At 71.4% G+C, this 18664-nt stretch carries 4 protein-coding genes; 3 read left to right on the plus strand and 1 reads right to left on the minus strand.

The genetic code is table 11. The features are described from left to right. Positions 1-144: 144 nt before the first annotated feature. From OV427_RS41685 to OV427_RS41695, 3 genes are all read left to right on the plus strand, one after another. Complete coding sequence (locus OV427_RS41685) at positions 145-1497, plus strand: hypothetical protein (protein WP_267861789.1); 1353 nt, start codon at positions 145-147, stop codon at positions 1495-1497. Then, positions 1494-1844 (plus strand): DUF2019 domain-containing protein, encoded by a 351-nt coding sequence (locus tag OV427_RS41690; protein ID WP_267861790.1) that lies wholly within the window; start codon positions 1494-1496, stop codon positions 1842-1844. The genes OV427_RS41685 and OV427_RS41690 overlap by 4 nt, the downstream gene beginning before the upstream one ends. 179 nt (positions 1845-2023) lie before the next feature. Beyond that, on the plus strand, positions 2024-5755 hold the full coding sequence (locus OV427_RS41695; protein WP_267861791.1) for a type I polyketide synthase: 3732 nt from the start codon (positions 2024-2026) through the stop codon (positions 5753-5755). Positions 5756-5761: 6 nt separating this feature from the next. Here the strand turns inward: OV427_RS41695 and OV427_RS41700 are convergent, their stop codons facing one another. Continuing rightward, entirely contained in the window at positions 5762-18664 is a 12903-nt protein-coding gene (locus OV427_RS41700; protein WP_267861792.1) for a non-ribosomal peptide synthetase, read from the minus strand.

Here is an 18664-nt window from a genome sequence, read left to right on the forward strand (position 1 = left end):
GGGAGGCTTCATCGACCATCTCCACGACGACCCGTGGCGCCCGTTGCCGGCTCTGGCATGAGTACCCGTTCCGAGCTCGTACCGTGCTCTCCGGTTCTACTGGCTCGCGTAGAGTGCGCCGGGCGGTTGGGACTGGAGCTTCGTATGCGGCTGCCGTGGCTGATGCTTGCCCTGCTGTGGGCGCTGGTGGGGTGCGGCGGAGCCACGCGGGTCGTCCGGCTGGACACGGGCCGTGGCGAGCCCGTCTTCCATGTCCCCCGCTCGGGAGGGGGCACCGAGCCGGTAGTGCTCGATGACGACGAGGTGAAGGAGTCCGTGGCACGGTGGGCTCGGACCGTTCGCCCCTCCCAGCGTCCCCAGGAGGCCGCTCGGCGCCTGTTCGAAGTGGATTCTCGAAGCGGTTCGTATCTCTTCGATGCGAGGAGTCGGAGGCTCACCCCGCTGGGGCCCGGCGAGCACATGGACGCGGAGCTACCCCAGGCTGAGGTCGAGCTGACGCGTGCCTACCTGCGCTGGTGTGAGCGGACCGGGCGCAAGGGGGACTGCCTGGCACTACTGACCGAAGGCCCTATTGTCATCGGGGACGCGCGCTTCACGCTCGCCCTGGCACTGGCGAAAGGGGCGGTGCTGGACGAGTTGTGGGAGGCCGTGAAGGACATGGCCAACCCGGAGGCCATGGTGCAGGCAGCGCTCTGGACGGCGGGCACCTATGCGCTGCTGTGGACGGTGCCTGAGCCCGCGACCAAGGGAGTGGCGGCGGTTTTGACGGTAGCGCTCATCGCCTACGTGGGAGTGGACACGTTCTGGGGGCTCATCCAGGGCTTCAGGCACCTGATGGAGGAGGCCGAACGTGCCGTGACGTTCGATGAGGTGCGTGAAGCGGGAGAGCGCTTCGGGAAGGTGATGGGCCGCAACGCGGCGCGGGCGTTCGTGATGCTGGCGACGGCCGCCATCGGAAGCGCGGGGGCGACGCTGGGCGCGAAGCTACCGGGGCTGCCCGGGGCTGCGCAGGCAGCGGTGCGGGCCGAGGCACAGGCGGGCATGGTGTACGCCGCGGCGGGTCAGGTCGAGATGGTGGCCGTGGCGGCGGACGGGTTTGCCATCGGCCTCGCGCCGGGCGCTTTGGCCATGTCATCCAGTGGCACGCGCGGAGGCGGTGGCGCAGCGGCGGGATATCGGGAGTGGCAGACGCACGGTGGTCTCTACAAGGGCAGGGGCAGTGCGGGCAAAGGCAAGCAATGGCACCACATTGTCGAGCAGACGGAGGGGAACGTCCGCCAGTTCGGTCCCGAGGCAATCCATAACACCGAAAACGTCGTTGTCTTGGACAAGAGCCTGCATGACCAGGTGAGCGCATTCTATTCATCCAAGAAACCACGGTTCACGAACTCATCCACACTGACTGTGCGCGAGTGGCTTAGCGCTCAGTCTTACCAGGCTCAGCGCGAATTCGGACTTCAGGCTATTGAGAACATCAAGAACGGGGTCTGGCAATGACACTCGAGCAACTTGTGGAGGAGTTCGCAACGAACGTGACTGCTCAGACTGCGGCCATTTTCCGCGGGGACGCCAAGGTCGGCAACAGGCACGCGGATCGCTATATTGCTGCATTCGAGAAGCTGCGTGCCCACGGCGATGAAGGACGCGAAGCGCTCGCTGTTCTTCTGAAGCACCCAGATGTGGATGTGAGAACAATGGCTGCCGCGTACTTGCTTCGCTACCGAACCGTGGAGGCCAAGGCTGTGCTGGAGGAGGCCGCGCGGGGAAAGGGGCTGGTTGCGTTCGAGTGTCAATACACACTCAAGGGGTGGGAAGAGGGCACCTGGGCCCTCGACCCGGAGTAACCCGCACTGGAGCTATCCAATGAAGTCCAGTGAGCTCAAGAAGCTGGAAACGGAAGAGCTCATTGAATGCTTTCGGGACGTTTCGGCCAGGCATGGATGCTTGCTGAACGCTGTACAGCACCGGATTGTCGCACTCCGGGTGTCACAGGCCGCGGCGAGAGTCGTGGCACCATGCGCGCATGGACGACTCGAACGACTCCATGGCCATTGCCGTCGTGGGCCTGGGCCTGCGCTTCCCTGGTGCATCGGAGGAGCGCCGCTTCTGGCACAACCTGGCCTCGGGCGTGGAGTCCATCACCCACCTCGATGCCGCGCAGCGCGCGAAGGCGGGGATGCCCACGGAGCCCGAGTGGGTGGCGGCGGCCGGCGTGCTCGAGGGCGCCGAGCTGTTCGATGCCGCCTTCTTCGGCTTCTCCCCGGGCGAGGCGGAGCAGATGGATCCGCAGCACCGACTCTTCCTCGAGTGCGCGTGGTCCGCCCTGGAGTCGGCGGGACACCCGCCTCGGGGCTCGCCGCTGCGCGCCGGCGTCTATGCGGCGTCCACGTTCAGCACCTACTTCCTGTCGAGCCTGCTGCCACGGGCGGGGCGGGACGCGGCCAGACTGAGCGACAGCCTCTTCTCCACGGGCATCGACTTCGTCGCGACGCGCGTGTCCTATGAGCTGGACCTCACCGGGCCTGCCCTCACCGTGCAGACGGCCTGCTCCTCGTCGCTGGTGGCGGTCCACCTGGCGGTGCAGGCGCTGCTGGCCGGCGAGTGCGACCTGGCGCTCGCGGGTGGCACCTCCGTGCGCGTGCCGCAGATTTCGGCCCATCGCTTCCAGGAGGGCTCCATCCTCGCGCCGGATGGCCACTGCCGCCCCTTCGACGCGCGGGGTGCAGGCACGGTGGCGGGCAACGGCGTGGGCGTCGTCGTCCTCAAGCGGCTCTCGGACGCGCTCACGGACAGGGACCCCATCCGCGCCGTCATCCTCGGCACCGCCATCAACAACGACGGCGGCGGAAAGTCGGGCTTCGCCGCGCCTTCCGTGGACGGACAGGTCGCCGTCCTCAACGACGCGCTGTCCATGGCCGGCGTGGCTCCGGGAGACATCTCCTATATCGAGGCCCATGGCACCGCCACGCCGCTGGGAGACCCCGTGGAGGTGGCCGCGCTCCAGGAGGTGTTCCGCGGAGCTGCTCCCGGCAGCATCGGCCTGGGGGCGGTGAAGTCCAACGTCGGGCACCTCGACGCCGCGGCGGGCGTGGCCGGGCTCATCAAGACGGTGCTGGCGCTGGAGAACCGCCTCCTGCCGCCCACCGTGCACTTCACCTCGCCCAACCCGCTGCTGGGGCTGGAGGGCAGCCCGCTGTACGTGGTGGCGCGGCCCACGCCCTGGCACGGGCCGGCGCCGCGCCGCGCGGGCGTCAGCGCCTTTGGCATCGGCGGCACCAACGCCCACGCCGTGCTGCAGGAGGCCCCGTCCGTCCCCCACGATGAGCCCCGGCGCGACGAGGAGCTGCTCCTGCTGTCGGCGAAGTCCGAGGCCGCGCTGGAGCGGATGACCGCGGAGCTGGCCGAGCACCTGCGCTCGGGCCGCGAGCCGCTGGCGGACGTGGCTCATACGCTTCAGGTGGGGCGCGCGCGCTTTCCCTGGCGGCGCTTCGTCACCCTCGGCCGGGGGGAGGACGCGGCGGCGCTGCTGGGCGGGAGCGAGCCGGAGCGGGTGCGCACCGTGCTCGACGCGGCCGAGCCGCGCGGGGTGGCCTTCCTCTTCCCCGGCGGTGGCTCGCAGCACGTCAACATGGGCGCCGAGCTGTTGCGCGAGCCCGTCTACCGCGCGGCCATCGACCGGTGCGCCGAGCTGCTGCGGGGCCCGCTCGGAGGCGACCTGCGCGAGGTGATGTTCGCCGCGCCCGAGCGCTTCGACGCCGCGAGCCGGGAGCTGGCCCGCCCGCTGTGGACACAGCCGGCGCTCTTCGCGTGCGACTGGGCCCTGGCCGAGCTGTGGCGCGCCTGGGGCGTGCGGCCGGAGGCGATGCTGGGGCACTCGCTGGGTGAGTACGTGGCCGCCTGCGTGGCGGGCGTCTTCACGCTGGAGGAGGCCCTGGAGCTCGTCACGGCGCGGGGCCGGCTGGCGGAGGGCATGCCTCCGGGGGCCATGGTGTCCGTGCTGGCGCCGGTGGCGGAGGTGAAGCCGCTGCTGGGCCCGGAGCTGTCCGTCTCCGCCATCAACGGGCCCGCGACGTGTGTCATCGCCGGGCCACCCGGCGCCGTCGAGTCCTTCGAGCAGGCGCTGTCGGCGCGCGGCCTGGAGTTCCGGCGCGTGCGCTATCCGCGGGCCATGCATTCGTCGATGCTGGACCCCTACCTCGCGGACTTCGCGCGGGTGGTGCGGCGCGTGACGCCACGGCCTCCGACGCTGCCCATGGTTTCGAGCGTCACCGGGCGCTGGCTGGAGGCGCGCGAGGCGACCGACCCCGAGTACTGGGTGCGCCACCTGCGGGAGACGGTGCGCTTCTCCGACGCACTGGAGTGTCTGTTCTCCTCCGGGGACAAGGCCCTCATCGAGGTGGGGGCGGGCACCATCCTCTCGTCGCTCGCGCGGCAGCATCCGGCGCGGACGTCGCAGCCGGTGATTGCCTCACTACCGCGCAGCTCCGAGCGGAAGGCGAGCCCCCTGCACGCGCTGGGCGAGGCCTGGCAGGCGGGGGTGCCCATCGACTGGGAGGGCTTCCGCGCGGAGGAGCGCCGCCGCCGGGTGGTGCTGCCGACGTACAGCTTCGACCGGGAGCGGTACTGGCTCGAGCCCGTCGACACTCCGGCCAGCACCGCCCGCGCGGAGCTGCCTCCGCCGTCACCTCCCGCGCCCCGCCACGCGTCGCGGCGCGCGGGCCCGGCGGCGCCACCGCGCAACGAGACGGAGCGGGCGCTGGCCAGCTCCTTCCAGGAGTTGTTCCGCCTCGAGGAGGTCGGCATCCACGACGACTTCTTCGCGCTGGGAGGCGACTCGCTGCTGGCGCTGCGGCTGACCGCGTGGGTCTCGGACCGGTTCGGCGTGCACCTGGCGTTGAAGGAGGTGCTGGAGGCGCCCACGGTGGCCATGCTGGCCCTTCGGCTCGGAGGGGCCTCGTCCGTGGCGGGGACGGGCCCTTCGTGTCTCGTGCGGCTCCAGGAGGGCACGCGCGGGACGCCGCTCTTCTTCGTGCACGCGGCCGGAGGAGAGGCGCTCTTCTACCGCGAGCTGGCGCGGAGCATCGGCCCGTCGCGGCCGGCGTATGGGTTCCAGGCGGTGGGGCTGGAGGGCGGGCCGTGCCACACCTCGGTGGAGGAGATGGCGGCGCACTACCTGGAGGCGCTCCGGACGGTGCGGCCTGCCGGGCCCTACCTGCTCGTTGGCGCGTCCTTCGGCGGCAGCATCATCTTCGAGATGGCGCGCAGGCTGACCGCCGAGGGCCACGCGGTGCCGCTGTGCGCGATGCTCGACGCGCCGGGTCCGGGGGCCTTCCCCGAGCCCTTCGAGGATGATGCCGAGGCGCTGGCGTACCTGGCGGGCATCTGGGTGGACGTGCCGGCGGAACGGCTGCGCGGCCTGACGCCCGACGCCCGGCTCCAACACATCATGGACGCGGCGGCGCGCGCGGGCGTCCAGGCCTTCGCCACCGTCGAGCAGGGCCGGCGGTGGTTCGCGGTGTGGAAGTCCAACCTGGAGGCGATGCTCCGCTACACGGCGCCTCGCTGGGACGGCGAGGTGCAGTTCTTCCGCGCCGGCGAGCGGCTCCCACGCATGCCGTCGTTCATGGAGCAGGCCTGGACCGAGCGGTGCGCGGTGCTGCGGCTGGAGGTCGTTCCCGGCACCCACGAGAGCATGCTGCGGCCGCCGCACGCGCAGGGACTGGGCGCGCGGCTGGCGCGCCTGCTCCCCGACTGAAGGCCCTCACGAGCCCGAGCGCCCCCGGCGCTGCTGCGCCATCCGTCGCAGGTTCTCCCGCCGGTTGTCTCCCGAGGGGCTCGTCGCGGGCTGTGGGGCCGCGGGCCCGCCGTCACTGGCGAGGTGCGCGGCCTGGGCCCGCACCGTGGCGTGGCGGAGCAACTCCAGCAGGGGAACCCTGCGCCCTACCAACGCCTCCACCTTCACGTGCACGGCCTGGAGCAGCAGGGAGGTGCCGCCGACGTCGAAGAAGTTGTCGGCCGCGCCCACCCGCTCCAGTCGCAGCACGTCCGCCCAGATGGCGGCGAGCGCCTGCTCCAGGCCCTCGCGTGGCGCGGTGAACGTCCCTTCGGGTTCGGAGCGCTCCGGGGCCGGCAGCGCGCGCCGGTCCGGCTTGCCGTTGGCCGTGAGGGGGATGGCCTCCAACTGGACGAAGAGGGCGGGCACCATGTGCTCGGGCAGGGTGCGGCGCAGGAAGGTGCGCAGTGTGTCGGCGGTGGGTGGATCGCCAGGGGAGGGGACGTGGTACGCCACCAGGTGCTTGCCGCCGGGGCCGTCCTCGCGGACCACCACCACGGCGTCCTTCACGGCCGGGTGGGCGAGGAGTGCCGCCTCGATTTCGCCCAGCTCGATGCGGAACCCCCGGAGCTTCACCTGGTTGTCCTTCCGTCCTCCGAACTCGAGGTTGCCGTCCGGCAGCCAGCGCACCAGGTCGCCCGTGCGGTACATCCGGGCGTCCGGGGCCGCGTCGAACGGGTCCGGCAGGAAGCGCTCGGCGGTGAGGTCCGGGCGGTCCAGGTAGCCGCGCGCCAGGCACTGCCCTCCCAGGTACAGCTCGCCCCAGACGCCCACGGGCACCGGCCGCAGCGTGCCGTCCATCACGTACGCCCGCACGTTGGCGAGGGGTCGGCCGATGTGGGGCAGCACGCCCTCCTCGCCGTGGGAGGCCACCGGGCCCACCGTGGCAATCACCGTGCACTCCGTGGGCCCATAGCCATTCACCAGCGTCGCGGGGAAACGCGGGCCAGGGCGCTGGTGGAGCCGGTCGCCTCCGGCGAAGAGCACCCGGAGCCGCAGCCCCTCGGGCCATGCTTCGTCCAGCACCGCCTCCACCATGGGCGTGGGCAACAGGCCCAGGGTGATGGCCTCGTCGGCCACCCACTGCACGAGCCGGCGGAGCTCGGCGCGCGGCTCCTCAGAGGGCAGGTGCACGCTGGCTCCCGCCGCCAGCGGTGCCCACAGGTCGAGCACCGTGGCGTCGAAGGCCAGGCCCGCCACCACCATGTTCCGGTCCTCGCGCGTCACCGAATAGACCTCGTGGTACCAGCGCACGAGGTTGTCCACGCTCTGGTGGGCCACCGCCACGCCCTTGGGCCGTCCGGTGCTGCCGGAGGTGTAGATGACGTACGCGAGGTTCTCCGCGAGCACTCCCGTGCGCGGCGCGTGCGCGGGCTGGAGGTCCAGCGTGGGCTCCGCGTCCAGACAGAGCGTGCTCACGTCGACACCCCGCATCGCCGGGAGGAGGGACTGCTGGGTCACCACCACGAGGGCCCCGCTGTCCCGCGCGAGCTGACGCAGCCGCTCCTCCGGGTACGTCGGGTCCAGGGGCAGGTAGGCGCCCCCGGCCTTGAGGATGCCGAGCGCCCCCACGACGTAGTCCACCGAGCGCTCCATCAGCAGGGCCACCACCCGCTCCGGCCCCACGCCCCGTGCGCGAAGGAGCCAGGCGAGCTGGTTGGCTCGCGCGTCCAGCGCGGCGTACGTCATGGACCTGCCCGGGCTCGCCACCGCGAGCGCCTCCGGGTGGCTCCGCGCGTGGACCTCGAAGCGCGTGTGGAGGCAGGCGTCGTGCGGCCCGTCCACGCGAAGGCCGTTCCACTCCACGAGCAATTGGTGCCGCTCTGCCTCGTTCAGCAGGGGCAGCTCGCGCACGGGCTGGCCGGCATCGGCGACCACGGCCTCCAGCACCGCTCGCAGATGCCCGGCGAGGCGGGCCACCGTGGCCGCGTCGAAGAGGTCCGTGTTGTATTCGAAGGCGCCCTCCAGGCCCGACGCCGTTTCCCACATGACCAGGGAGACGTCATGGCGGGACACCCGACTGTCCGCGTCCACGAGGCGCTCCGCCAGCCCGGGCAGGTTCAGCGCCAGCGTGGCGGTGCTCTGCAGGGTGAACATCACCTGGAACAGGGGTGAGCGGCTCACGTCCCGGGGCGGCTTGAGCGCCTCCACGAGTCGCTCGAAGGGCACGTCCTGGTGGGCGTACGCGCCCAGCGCCGCCTCCCGCACCTGTCGCAACAGCGAGCGGAAGGGTGCCTCGGGAGTCACTCGCGCGCGCAGCACCAGCGTGTTGACGAAGAAGCCGATGAGGCCCTCCACCTCCTGGCGGTTGCGGCCGGCGATGGGCGAGCCGACGACGATGTCTTCCTGGCCGGTGTAGCGCGACAGCAGGGCCTGGTAGCCCGCCAGCAGCGTCATGAAGAGGGTGGTGCCCTCGCGCTGCCCGAGCTGTCGCAGGCCCTCGGCCAGTGGCGAGGGCAGGTGGAGCGAATGGAGGGCCCCGCGGAAGGTCTGCACCGGGGGGCGCGGCCTGTCGGTCGGAAGCTCCAGGGCGGTGGGGACGCCGGCAAGCTGCTTCCGCCAGTAGTCGAGCTGCGCCTCCAGCGCGTCATCCCGCAGCCACTGTCGCTGCCACACCGCGAAGTCCGCGTACTGCACTGGCAGCGCCGGCAGCGAGGGCTCCCGCCCGGCGACGGCGGCCGTGTACAGCTCTCGCAGTTCGCGCAGGAGCACGCCCAACGACCAGCCATCCGAGATGATGTGGTGCATGTTGAGCACCAGCACCTGCTCGGCGTCGCCGAGGCGCAGCAGCACCAACCGCAGCAGGGGGCCCGTGGTGAGGTCGAAGGGACGGCGCGCCTCTTCCTCTACCCGCCGCCGTGACTCCTCCTCGCGCGCGGGCTCCGGCAGCGCGCGCAGGTCCATCGCCGCTAGCGGCACCTGCGCCTCGGGGACGATGCGCTGGACTGAGCCGTGTTCGTCCTGGCGGAAGACGGTCCGCAGGGACTCGTGCCGCTGGACCAGGGCGTGGATGGCGCGCTCCAGCGCTGGCGTGTCGAGTCCCCCCTCCAGCCTCAGTGCCAGGGGGATGTTGTAGACGGGACTGCCTGGCTCCATCCGGTCGATGAACCACAGTCGCTGCTGGGCGAAGGACAGCGGCAGGGGGCCCGTTCTCGGCGTGGGAACGAGCAGCGGGACGTGCGGTGCCTGCTCCGCGCCGACGAGGGCCTCCAGGCGCACCGCGAGCTCGGCCACGGTGGGGGCCTCGAACAGCATGCGCACCGGCACTTCCACCTGGAGCGCCTGCCGCAGCCGCGAGACAACCTGGGTGGCCAGCAGCGAGTGGCCGCCCAGCTCGAAGAAGTTGTCCTGTGCGCCCACGCGGGACTGGCCCAGGAGCTGCCGCCAGATGGAGGCGACCTGCTCCTCCATGGGCGTGCGCGGCGGTACGAAGTCCTCGCGCGGGCCGTCCAGGTCCGGAGTCGGCAGCGCCTTACGGTCCACCTTGCCGCTGGGCGTCAGTGGCAGCACGTCCAGGTGCACCCACGCGGTGGGCACCATGTACTCGGGCAGCCGCTCCTTGAGGAAGGTCTTCAGTGTTCCCGTTTCAGGACGCTGACCCTCGACGCCGAGGACCCACGCCACCAGTCGCTTACGGCCCGCCCCGTCCTCGCGGGCAGCCACCACGCAGTCGCGCACGGCGGGGTGCTTCGCGAGTGCCGCCTCGATTTCGCCCAGCTCGATGCGGAAGCCGCGCACCTTCACCTGTGCGTCGCGGCGTCCGAGGAACTCAATGGCTCCGTCCGCGCGGTAGCGGGCCCAATCGCCCGTCCGATACATGCGCGCTCCAGGCCGCGTGCCGAACGGGTCCGGGATGAAGCGCTCCACGGTGAGGTCCGGCCGTCCCCAGTAGCCGCGAGCCACCTGAAGGCCGCCGATGTACAGCTCACCGGGCACGCCGACGGGTACCGGCTGCAGGTGGGAGTCGAGCAGGTGGATGCTCGCGTTGGCGATGGGGGTGCCGATGAGGGGCAGGTCCGGCCACGGCTCCGGGTTTCCAGAGAGGACGCAGAGGGTGGCGAGGTGCGTCTCCGTCGGGCCGTACTGGTTGTGCAGCACCGCGCCGGGCAGCCGCTGCATCAGCAGGCGAAGGGCCGGGGTGATGCGCAGTTGCTCGCCGGCGGTGATGATTTCCTTGAGGTGTCGTGGGACGAGGCCGTCCTGCTCAGACACCTCGGCGAGGTTCTGCAGGGCGACGAAGGGAAGGAACATGCGTTCCACGCCACGGGAGTCCATGAGCTCCAGCAGGGCGTGAGCGTCGCGGCGGACGTCCTCGGAGATGAGAACGAGCTCTCCACCGCCGGCCCAGGTGGCGAGCATCTCCTGGAAGGAGACGTCGAAGCTGAAGGCGGAGAACTGGAGGGTGCGGCCTGAGGGAACGGAGGAGCTCTGGCGCTGGAAGTGGATGAGGTTGACGAGGGAGGCGTGGTGCATGGCGACGCCCTTGGGGGCGCCGGTGGAGCCAGAGGTGAAGATGACGTAGGTGAGGGAGTCGGGCCCGGCGGTGGGCGTCGGGTCCGTCTCTGGAGAGAGAGAGAAGGCGTCGGCGTCGTCGAGGATGAGGGAGGTGGCGGAATTCGACGGCAGGACGTGCTGGAGGTGGCGCTGGGTGAGCAGCACGCGGGCGCCGGACACCTCGAGCATCGCGGCGAGGCGCTCCGCGGGATAGGCGGGGTCCAGAGGGACGTAGGCGCCACCGGCCTTGAGGGTGGCGAGGACGGCGAGAGGAAGGTGAAAAGAGCGCTCGACGCAGATGCCGACGCGCTCGTCGGGCGTGACGCCGAGGGAGCGCAGGTGGTGAGCGAGTTGGTTGGCGCGGCGGTTGAGCTCACCGTACGACAGGCGTGCGTCACCGAAGCTGGCGGCGATGGCGTCGGGCGTGCGTGCGGCCTGCGCCTCGAAGAGGGCGTGCACGGTGCGCAGGGCGGGGTAGGGGACGGCCGTGTCGTTCCACTCGCGCAGCACCTGGTGCCGCTCCACGCCCGTCAGCAAGGGAAGAGAGGCCAGCTTCTGCTCCGGCCGCGCGAGGACGCCTTCCAGCAGGCGCGAGTAGTGCCCCGCCATGCGCGCCACCGTCGCCTCGTCGAAGAGGTCGGTGTTGTACTCCCAGAGGCTGGTCCACCCGGCCGGCGTCTCGCGGACGAAGAGGGTGAGGTCGAACTTCGCCATGCCCGGCTCGAAGGCGAACTCCTCCACGGAGATGCCGGGCAGCTCCCAAGCGGCGGAGCCCTGCTGGAAGACGAACATCACCTGGAACAGCGGCGTGCGGCTCACATCGCGCACGGGAACGAGCGCATCCACGAGCTGCTCGAAAGGCATGTCCTGGTGCGCGTAGGCACCGAGGCTCGCCTCGCGCACCCGGCGCAGCAACTCACGGAAGCTGACGTCGCCGGAAGCCTTCACGTGGATGGCCAGCGTGTTGGTGAAGAAGCCGATGAGCCCCTCCACCTCGCGGTGGTTGCGGCCGGCGATGGGCGTACCCACGACGATGTCCGGCTGCCCGCTGTAGCGCGCCAGCAGCGCGTGGAAGCCCGCCATGAGGAGCATGAAGGGGGTGACGCCCGCCTCGCGGCTCAGTGCCTGGACGGCGCCGGGCAGCTCGGCCGGAAGGAGTTGGTGGAACTGGGCCCCGCGGAAGGTCTGCACCGGAGGACGCGGCCTGTCGGTGGGCAGCTCCAGCACGGGCGGAGCGCCCGCGAGCTGTTGCTTCCACCAGGCGCGCTGGGCCTCCAGCACGTCGCCCCGCAGCCAGTCGCGTTGCCAGTGCGCGAAGTCCGCGTAGTGCACTGGCAGCGCGGGCAGCGCGGCCTCTTCACCGCGCACGTGCGCCACGTAGAAGGACTTCAGCTCCCGCGCCAGCACGTCCGACGACCAGAAGTCGCAGACGATGTGGTGCATGACGAGGAGCAGCACGTGCTCGTCGGCCGAAGCACGCAGCACCGTGGCCCGCACCAGCGGCCCGTGCTCCAGGTCGAACGGGAGACGTACCTCCGCCTCCGCGCGCTGGCGGATGGCCTCCTCCGACGCTCCCTCCAGGGACTCCAGGGTGAAGGACAGCGCGGCCCGGGGGGAGATGCGCTGCACGGGCTGTTCGTCCACCTCGATGAACGTCGTCCTCAGCGCCTCGTGACGCTGGACGAGGTCCGCGAGGCTTCGCTCCAGCGCGGTGACGTCCAGCCGTCCCTTCAGCCTCAGGAAGAAGGGGACGTTGTATGAGAACCCGCCCGCATCCAGCCGCGCGAGGAACCACAGCCGCTGCTGCGCGAAGGACAGTGGCGGCGCCACGTCACGCGGCACGGGAACGAGCGGTGGTGGCTGGGGCCCCGCGTCGCCGTGCAGTGCCTCGATCCGGCGCGCCAGCTCCGCGACGGTGGGCGCCTCGAAGAGCACGCGCACCGGCAGCTCACGCTGGAGGACTTCGCGCAAGCGCGACACCACCTGGGTGGCCAGCAGGGAGTGGCCACCCAGCTCGAAGAAGTTGTCGTGCGCGCCCACGCGCCGCACACCCAGCAGTGGCGCCCAGATGTCCGCAACCACCTCCTCCAGGCCCGCGCGCGGCGCGACGTAGCCTTCGCGTCCCGCTTCCTCCTGGGGCGCAGGCAGCGCCTTGCGGTCCACCTTGCCGCTCGGCGTTAGCGGCAGCGCACCCAACAGCACGAAGGCGGAAGGAACCATGTACTCGGGCAGCGTGGTCTTCAGCTCCGAGCGGAGCACCGAAGTCCGGACCTCCGCTCCCGCATCTGGCACCACGTAGGCGACGAGTCGCTTGTCTCCGGGCGTGGGCTCGCGCACCACCACCGCGACGTCGCGCACGCCCGCGTGCTTTCGCAGCGCGGACTCGATTTCGCCCAGCTCGATGCGGAAGCCGCGCAGCTTCACCTGGTCGTCGGCGCGGCCCACGTACTCCAGATTCCCATCCGGGCGCTGCCGCACGAGGTCTCCCGTGCGGTACAGCCGCGCGCCCGGCTCTGTCCCAAAGGGGTCGGGCACGAAGCGCTCGGCCGTGAGGTCCGGCCGGCCCAGGTAGCCGTGCGCCAGGACATCACCGCCGAGGTACAGCTCGCCCGGCACACCCATGGGCACCGGCTGCTGATACGCATCCAGCACGCAGGCGCGGACTCCAGGTGTCGGCCGGCCGATGGGGACGGCGCCCCAGCCCAGCTCCGCCTCGGGCACCGGGCCCAGGTCTCCCACCACGCTGATGACCGTCGTCTCCGTGGGGCCGTACTCGTTGGTCAGCCGCACGCGGGAAGGAGCCGCCCGCCGCCACTGGAGCACCTGCGAGGCGGGCACCTTCTCGCCACCCGTGGCCACCAGGCGCACGCTGTCGGGCAGGCGTGCCGCGCCACTGGCGAGCGTGGACGTCAGCGTTCCCCAGAAGGCCGTGGGCAGGAAGAGCAGGGTGAGTCCCCACGCTTCGCACCGTGCGCAGAAGGTGGCCGGGTCCAGCATCGCCTCGGTGCGCAGCACCACCCTGGCCCCAGTGAGCAGCGCCGGGAAGATCTCCTCCACGCTCTGGTCGAAGCTGAGGGTGGAGAACTGCAGCACCCGATCCTCGGGCACCAGGCCATAGATGCTGGCGTTGCCCAGCGCATAGCTCACGAGCGCGCGGTGCGGCGTCATCACCGCCTTGGGTCGGCCCGTCGAGCCGGACGTGTAGATGAGGTACGCGAGCGACTCGGAGGGGACTGCCTGGCGGGGGTTCTCCTCCGACTCCCCCGCCAGTGCCGCGTCCACCTCGAGCACGCCGACGTCCAGGGCTCCCACCCGCTCCAGCAGCCCGGCACGCGTGACGAGCAGCCGGGTGCCCGAGTCGGACAGCATGTACTCCAGGCGCTCGCGCGGGTACTCCGGGTCCAGGGGGAGGTAGGCCGCCCCTGCCTTCAGCACGCCCAGCAGCGCCACCAGCGCCTCGCAGGAGCGGTCCATCAGCACGCCCACGAAGCTCCCGGTCCGCACTCCCCGCCGCACGAGGTGGTGCGCGAGCTGGTTCGCCCGGGCGTTCAGCTCGCGATAGGTGAGCTGCGCGTCCTCGGAGACCACCGCCACCGCGTCCGGGGCCCGCTCCACCTGGGCCTCGAAGAGCCGGTAGAGGCACGGATCTACTGGAACCTCCACTCCGTCCCAGCTCCACCCCACCAACGTCTGGCGTCGCTCCGCCTCCGTCAGCAGCGGCAGCGCCGGCAGTCGCTGCTCAGGGTTGGCAACGGCACCCTCCAGCAGTCGCACGTAGTGCGCCGCCATCCGGGCCACCGTCGCCTCGTCGAAGAGGTCGGTGTTGTACTCCCAGAAGCTCACCCAGCCTTCCGCCGTCTCGCGGACGAACAGGGTGAGGTCGAAGCTGGCCACCCCGGGGTCGACGTCCAGCAGCTCCAGGGAAACTCCGGGCAGCGCCACCGCGGACGAGGGCACGTTCTGCTGCGCGAACATCACCTGGAAGACCGGGGAGCGGCTCAGGTCGCGCGCCGGCTGGAGCGCATCCACCAGCTTCTCGAAAGGCAGGTCCTGGTGGGCATAGGCCCCCAGGCACACCTCGCGCACCCGATGCAGCAGCTGGCGGAACCCCAGCTCACCAGAGACCTTTACGCGCAGGGCGAGCGTGTTGACGAAGAAGCCGACCAGGTCCTCCACCTCGCGCTGCGTGCGGCCCGCGATGGGCGAGCCCACCACGATGTCTTGCTGCCCGCTGTAGCGGGACAGCAGCACCTGGAAGCCCGCCAGCAACGCCATGAAGAGCGTCACGCCTTCCTGCTGACTCAGCCCGCGCAGCCCCTGTGTCATCTCCGTCGGCAGTGGCACCCGCAGCATGGCGCCCCGGCTGGTCTGTACCGGCGGCCGGGGCCTGTCGGTGGGCAGCTCCAGGGCAGGCGGCGCGCCAGCCATCTGCTCTCGCCAGTAGCCCAGCTGCGCCTCCAGCGCCTCGCCCCGCAGCCACTCCCGCTGCCAGCACGCATGGTCCGCGGCCTGCACCGGTAGTGCCGGAAGCGAGGGGGCCAGGTCGTGAGCGAAGGCCCGGTAGTGGGCCTCCAGCTCTCGCAGCAGCACCCCCACCGACCAGCCGTCGCAGACGATGTGGTGCATCACCAGGAGCAACACGTGCTCGTCCGCCGCGAGGCGCAGCAGCTTCGCCCGGACGAGCGGGCCTGTCCGCAGATCGAAGGGGCGCTGGGCTGCGGCCTGGGCGCGCAGTCGCAGCTCCCGCTGGCGCTCCGCCTCGGGGAGGGCCTCCAGCGCATCCACCGGCAGCGACAGTGCCAGCTCCGGCGAGATGCACTGCACGGGCTGGCCGTCCACCTCCGCGAAGGTGGTCCTGAGTGCCTCGTGGCGCTGGACGATGGCGTGCAGGCCGCGCTCCAGCACGGCCACGTCGAGCCGCCCGGTGAGCCGCGCGAAGAGGGGCACGTTGTAGGTGAAGGCGCCGGGAGTGAGCTGCTCGATGAACCACAGACGCTGCTGACCGAAGGACAGCGGCAGCGGGCCCGTCCTCGGCGCAGGCATCAGCGGGGGTGGACGCCATTCCCGCGTGTCCTCGCCCAGGGACTGGAGCCGCTCCGCGAGCCTCGCGACAGTGGGCGCTTCGAACAGCGCGCGCACGGGCAGCTCCACGCCGAGCACCGCGCGCAGGCGCGACACCACCTGGGTGGCGAGCAGCGAGTGACCGCCCAGCTCGAAGAAGTTGTCATGCGCCCCCACACGGGACTGGCCCAGCACGAGCGCCCAACTCTCGGCCACCCATTGCTCCAGCACGGTCCGGGGCGGCACATGCTCCCGGGAGACCTCATCGAGGTCCGAGGCCGGCAGGGCCTTTCGGTCCACCTTGCCATTGGGCGTGAGGGGCAGCGCCGGCAGCGCCACGAAGGCCGAGGGCACCATGTACTCGGGCAGCTTCGCCTGCGCGTGTGCGCGCAGCTCGGCCGTCGCGGGCGCTTCGCCATGCGGGACGAAGTACGCGACGAGCCGCTTGCCGCCCGGCCCGTCCTCTCGTGCCACCACCACCGCCTCGCGCACGCCGGGGTGGCGCAGCAGGGCGGACTCCACCTCGCCGGGCTCGATGCGGAAGCCTCGCAGCTTCACCTGCCCGTCCAGCCGTCCGGCGAACTCAATACGCCCGTCCGGCAGCCACCGCGCCCTGTCTCCGGTGCGGTAGAGCCGGGCCCCGGGACGCACACTGAAGGGGTGCGGAACGAAGCGCTCCGCCGTCAGCTCCGCGCGGCCGAGGTAGCCCCACGCCAGTCCGTCCCCGCCCGTGTACAGCTCGCCCCACACGCCCACGGGCACCGGCTCCAGCGCCGCGTCCAGCAGGTACACCTGCGTGTTGGAAATGGGCCGACCGATGGACACCGTGGGCCCCACCTGCCCCGGCTGCGTCATCGGGTTGCAGCAGGTGAAGGTGGTGTTCTCCGTCGGGCCGTACCCGTTGACGAGCAGCCCTCCCTGGGAGAGCCGCGCCCGCACGGCGGTGGGTGAAAGCACGTCGCCGCCGGCGAGCACCTGCCGCACGCCTGAAAGGGCCTCCGGCTGCGCGGCCATCATCTGCTCGAAGAGCGCGGCGGTGAGCCACAGCGTGGTGACGCGGTGGCGCACCAGCGCGCGGCCCAGCTCCTCCAGCGAGGGCGCGTGCTCGGGGAAGAGCACCAGCTTCGCGCCGTTGAGCAGTGCGCCCCACAGCTCGAAGGTGGAGGCATCGAAGGAAATGGGGGCGAGCTGGAGGAGGACTTCGCGTTGCGACAACTCCACGAAGCGCGTGCCCTTCACCAGGCGCACCACGCCCCGGTGCGGAATGCCCACGGCCTTGGGCCGCCCCGTCGAGCCCGACGTGTACATGACGTACGCGAGCCCGTCGGCGGGCATCGGTTCGCCGTCCAGGGCCTCGGGACTCTCTTCCTCCGCGGGCCCGGGCGAACCGCCCACGTCGGAAGCCTTCACGGGCTCCAGGGGCACGACGTCCACGCGCAGGTCCGGAGGCAGCCGGGCGAGGAGCGCGGGCTGCGCCAGCAGCACCTGGAGACCTGAGTCCTCCACCATGAAGGCCAGTCGCTCGCTGGGGTAGGAGCTATCGAGCGGCACATACGCGCCGCCCGCCTTGAGGATGGCGAGCGTGGCCACCACCAGCTCCGGCGAACGTCCCGCGCAGAGGCCAACGCGGGTGCCCGCCACCACGCCGCGCCGCCGCAGATACCGGGCGAGCTGATTGGCGCGCCCGTTCAGCTCGGCGTACGTGAGCCGTGCGCCCTCGGACTCCACCGCCACGGCGTCCGGAGCGCGTGCCGCCTGTGCCTCGAACAAGCCATGGATGCACGCGTCGCGCGGGTACTCCGTCCGCGTGTCATTCCACTCGACCAACAACCGGTGGCGCTCGTCCTCGGAGAGCAGTGGCAGCTCCGACACCCGCTGCTCCGGCCGCGCCACCGCCGACTCCAGCAGCCTCGCGAAGTGCGCAGCCATGCGGGCAATGGTGGCTTCATCGAAGAGGGCGGTGTCGTACTCCCACAGACCCACCAGCCCCTGCTCCGTGTCGCGCACGAAGAGCGTGAGGTCGAACTTCGACACGCCGGGCTCGAAGCCAGGCTCCTCGGCCGTCACGCCCGGTAGCCGCAGCTCCGCGCAGGGCGCGCCCTGGAGGACGAAGGAGACCTGGAACAGTGGGGTGCGGCTCGCGTCTCTCGCCGCGCCGGCGCCATCCACGAGCAGCTCCAGCGGCGCTTCCGGGTGGGCATAGGCTCCCAGGCACACCTGCCGCACCCGGCGCAGCAGCTCGCGAAAGGTCCATGCGCCAGAGGACACCACCCGCAGCGGCAGGGTGGTGGTGAAGAGTCCGACGAGCCCTTCCACCGCACGCGGGCTCCGCCCGGAGCTGGGCGAGCCCACGACGGTGTCCGACTGCCCGCTGTAGCGCGCGAGCAGGACATGGAAGCCCGTCAGCAGCGTCATGAAGAGGGTGACGCCCTCGCGGCGGCCCAGCGCGCGCACCGCCTGCGAGAGCTCGGGAGACAGCGGCACCGGGAGGACCGCACCCCGGAAGGACTTCACCGGAGGCCGAGGCCTGTCCGTGGGCAGCTCCAGCGCGGGCGGCGCACCCGCGAGCTGCTCCTTCCACCAGGACACGGCCGGCGCGAGCGCCTCGTCCGTCAGCCAGGCCCGCTGCCAGACGGCGTAGTCCGCGTAACGCACCGGCAGCTCCGGCAGGGCGGACGGCGTGCCGGTGGAGAGCGCCCGGTACAGCTCCGTCAGCTCGCGCTCCAGCACGCTGAAGGACCAGCCGTCGCAGACGATGTGGTGCATCACGACGAGCAGCACGTGCTCGTCGCGAGACACGCGCAGCAGCCGCGCCCGCAGCAGCGGCCCGTGCTCCAGGTCGAACGGCCGCCGCGCCTCGTCGTCCGCGCGCTGGCGGACGGCCGCATCCCGAGCGTCCCCGACCAGTGCCTCCAGGTCCTCCACCGGCAGCACCACCGCCAGCTCCGGAGCGACGCGCTGCACGGGACGGCCCTGCACCTCCACGAAGGTGGTGCGCAGCGCGTCGTGCCGCCGGACCACCTCCGCCAGGGCGCGCCGGAGCACGTCCACGTCGAGCGGGCCCTTCAGCCGCGCGAAGAACGGCGCGTTGTACGCATGGCCTCCGGCATCGAGCCGCGCGAGGAACCACATGCGCTGCTGGGCCAGGGACAGCGGCGCTTCGCCCTGCGTCGATGACGGCACGAGCGGTGGAGGCCTGCGGGCCCGCCCCGCGCTCGCTACGGACTGCCGGTCATCCTTCTCGTGCTGTGACGCTGGGTGTGTGTTCTCGGGCAT

Source organism: Pyxidicoccus sp. MSG2 (assembly GCF_026626705.1).
Taxonomy (GTDB): Bacteria; Myxococcota; Myxococcia; order Myxococcales; family Myxococcaceae; genus Myxococcus.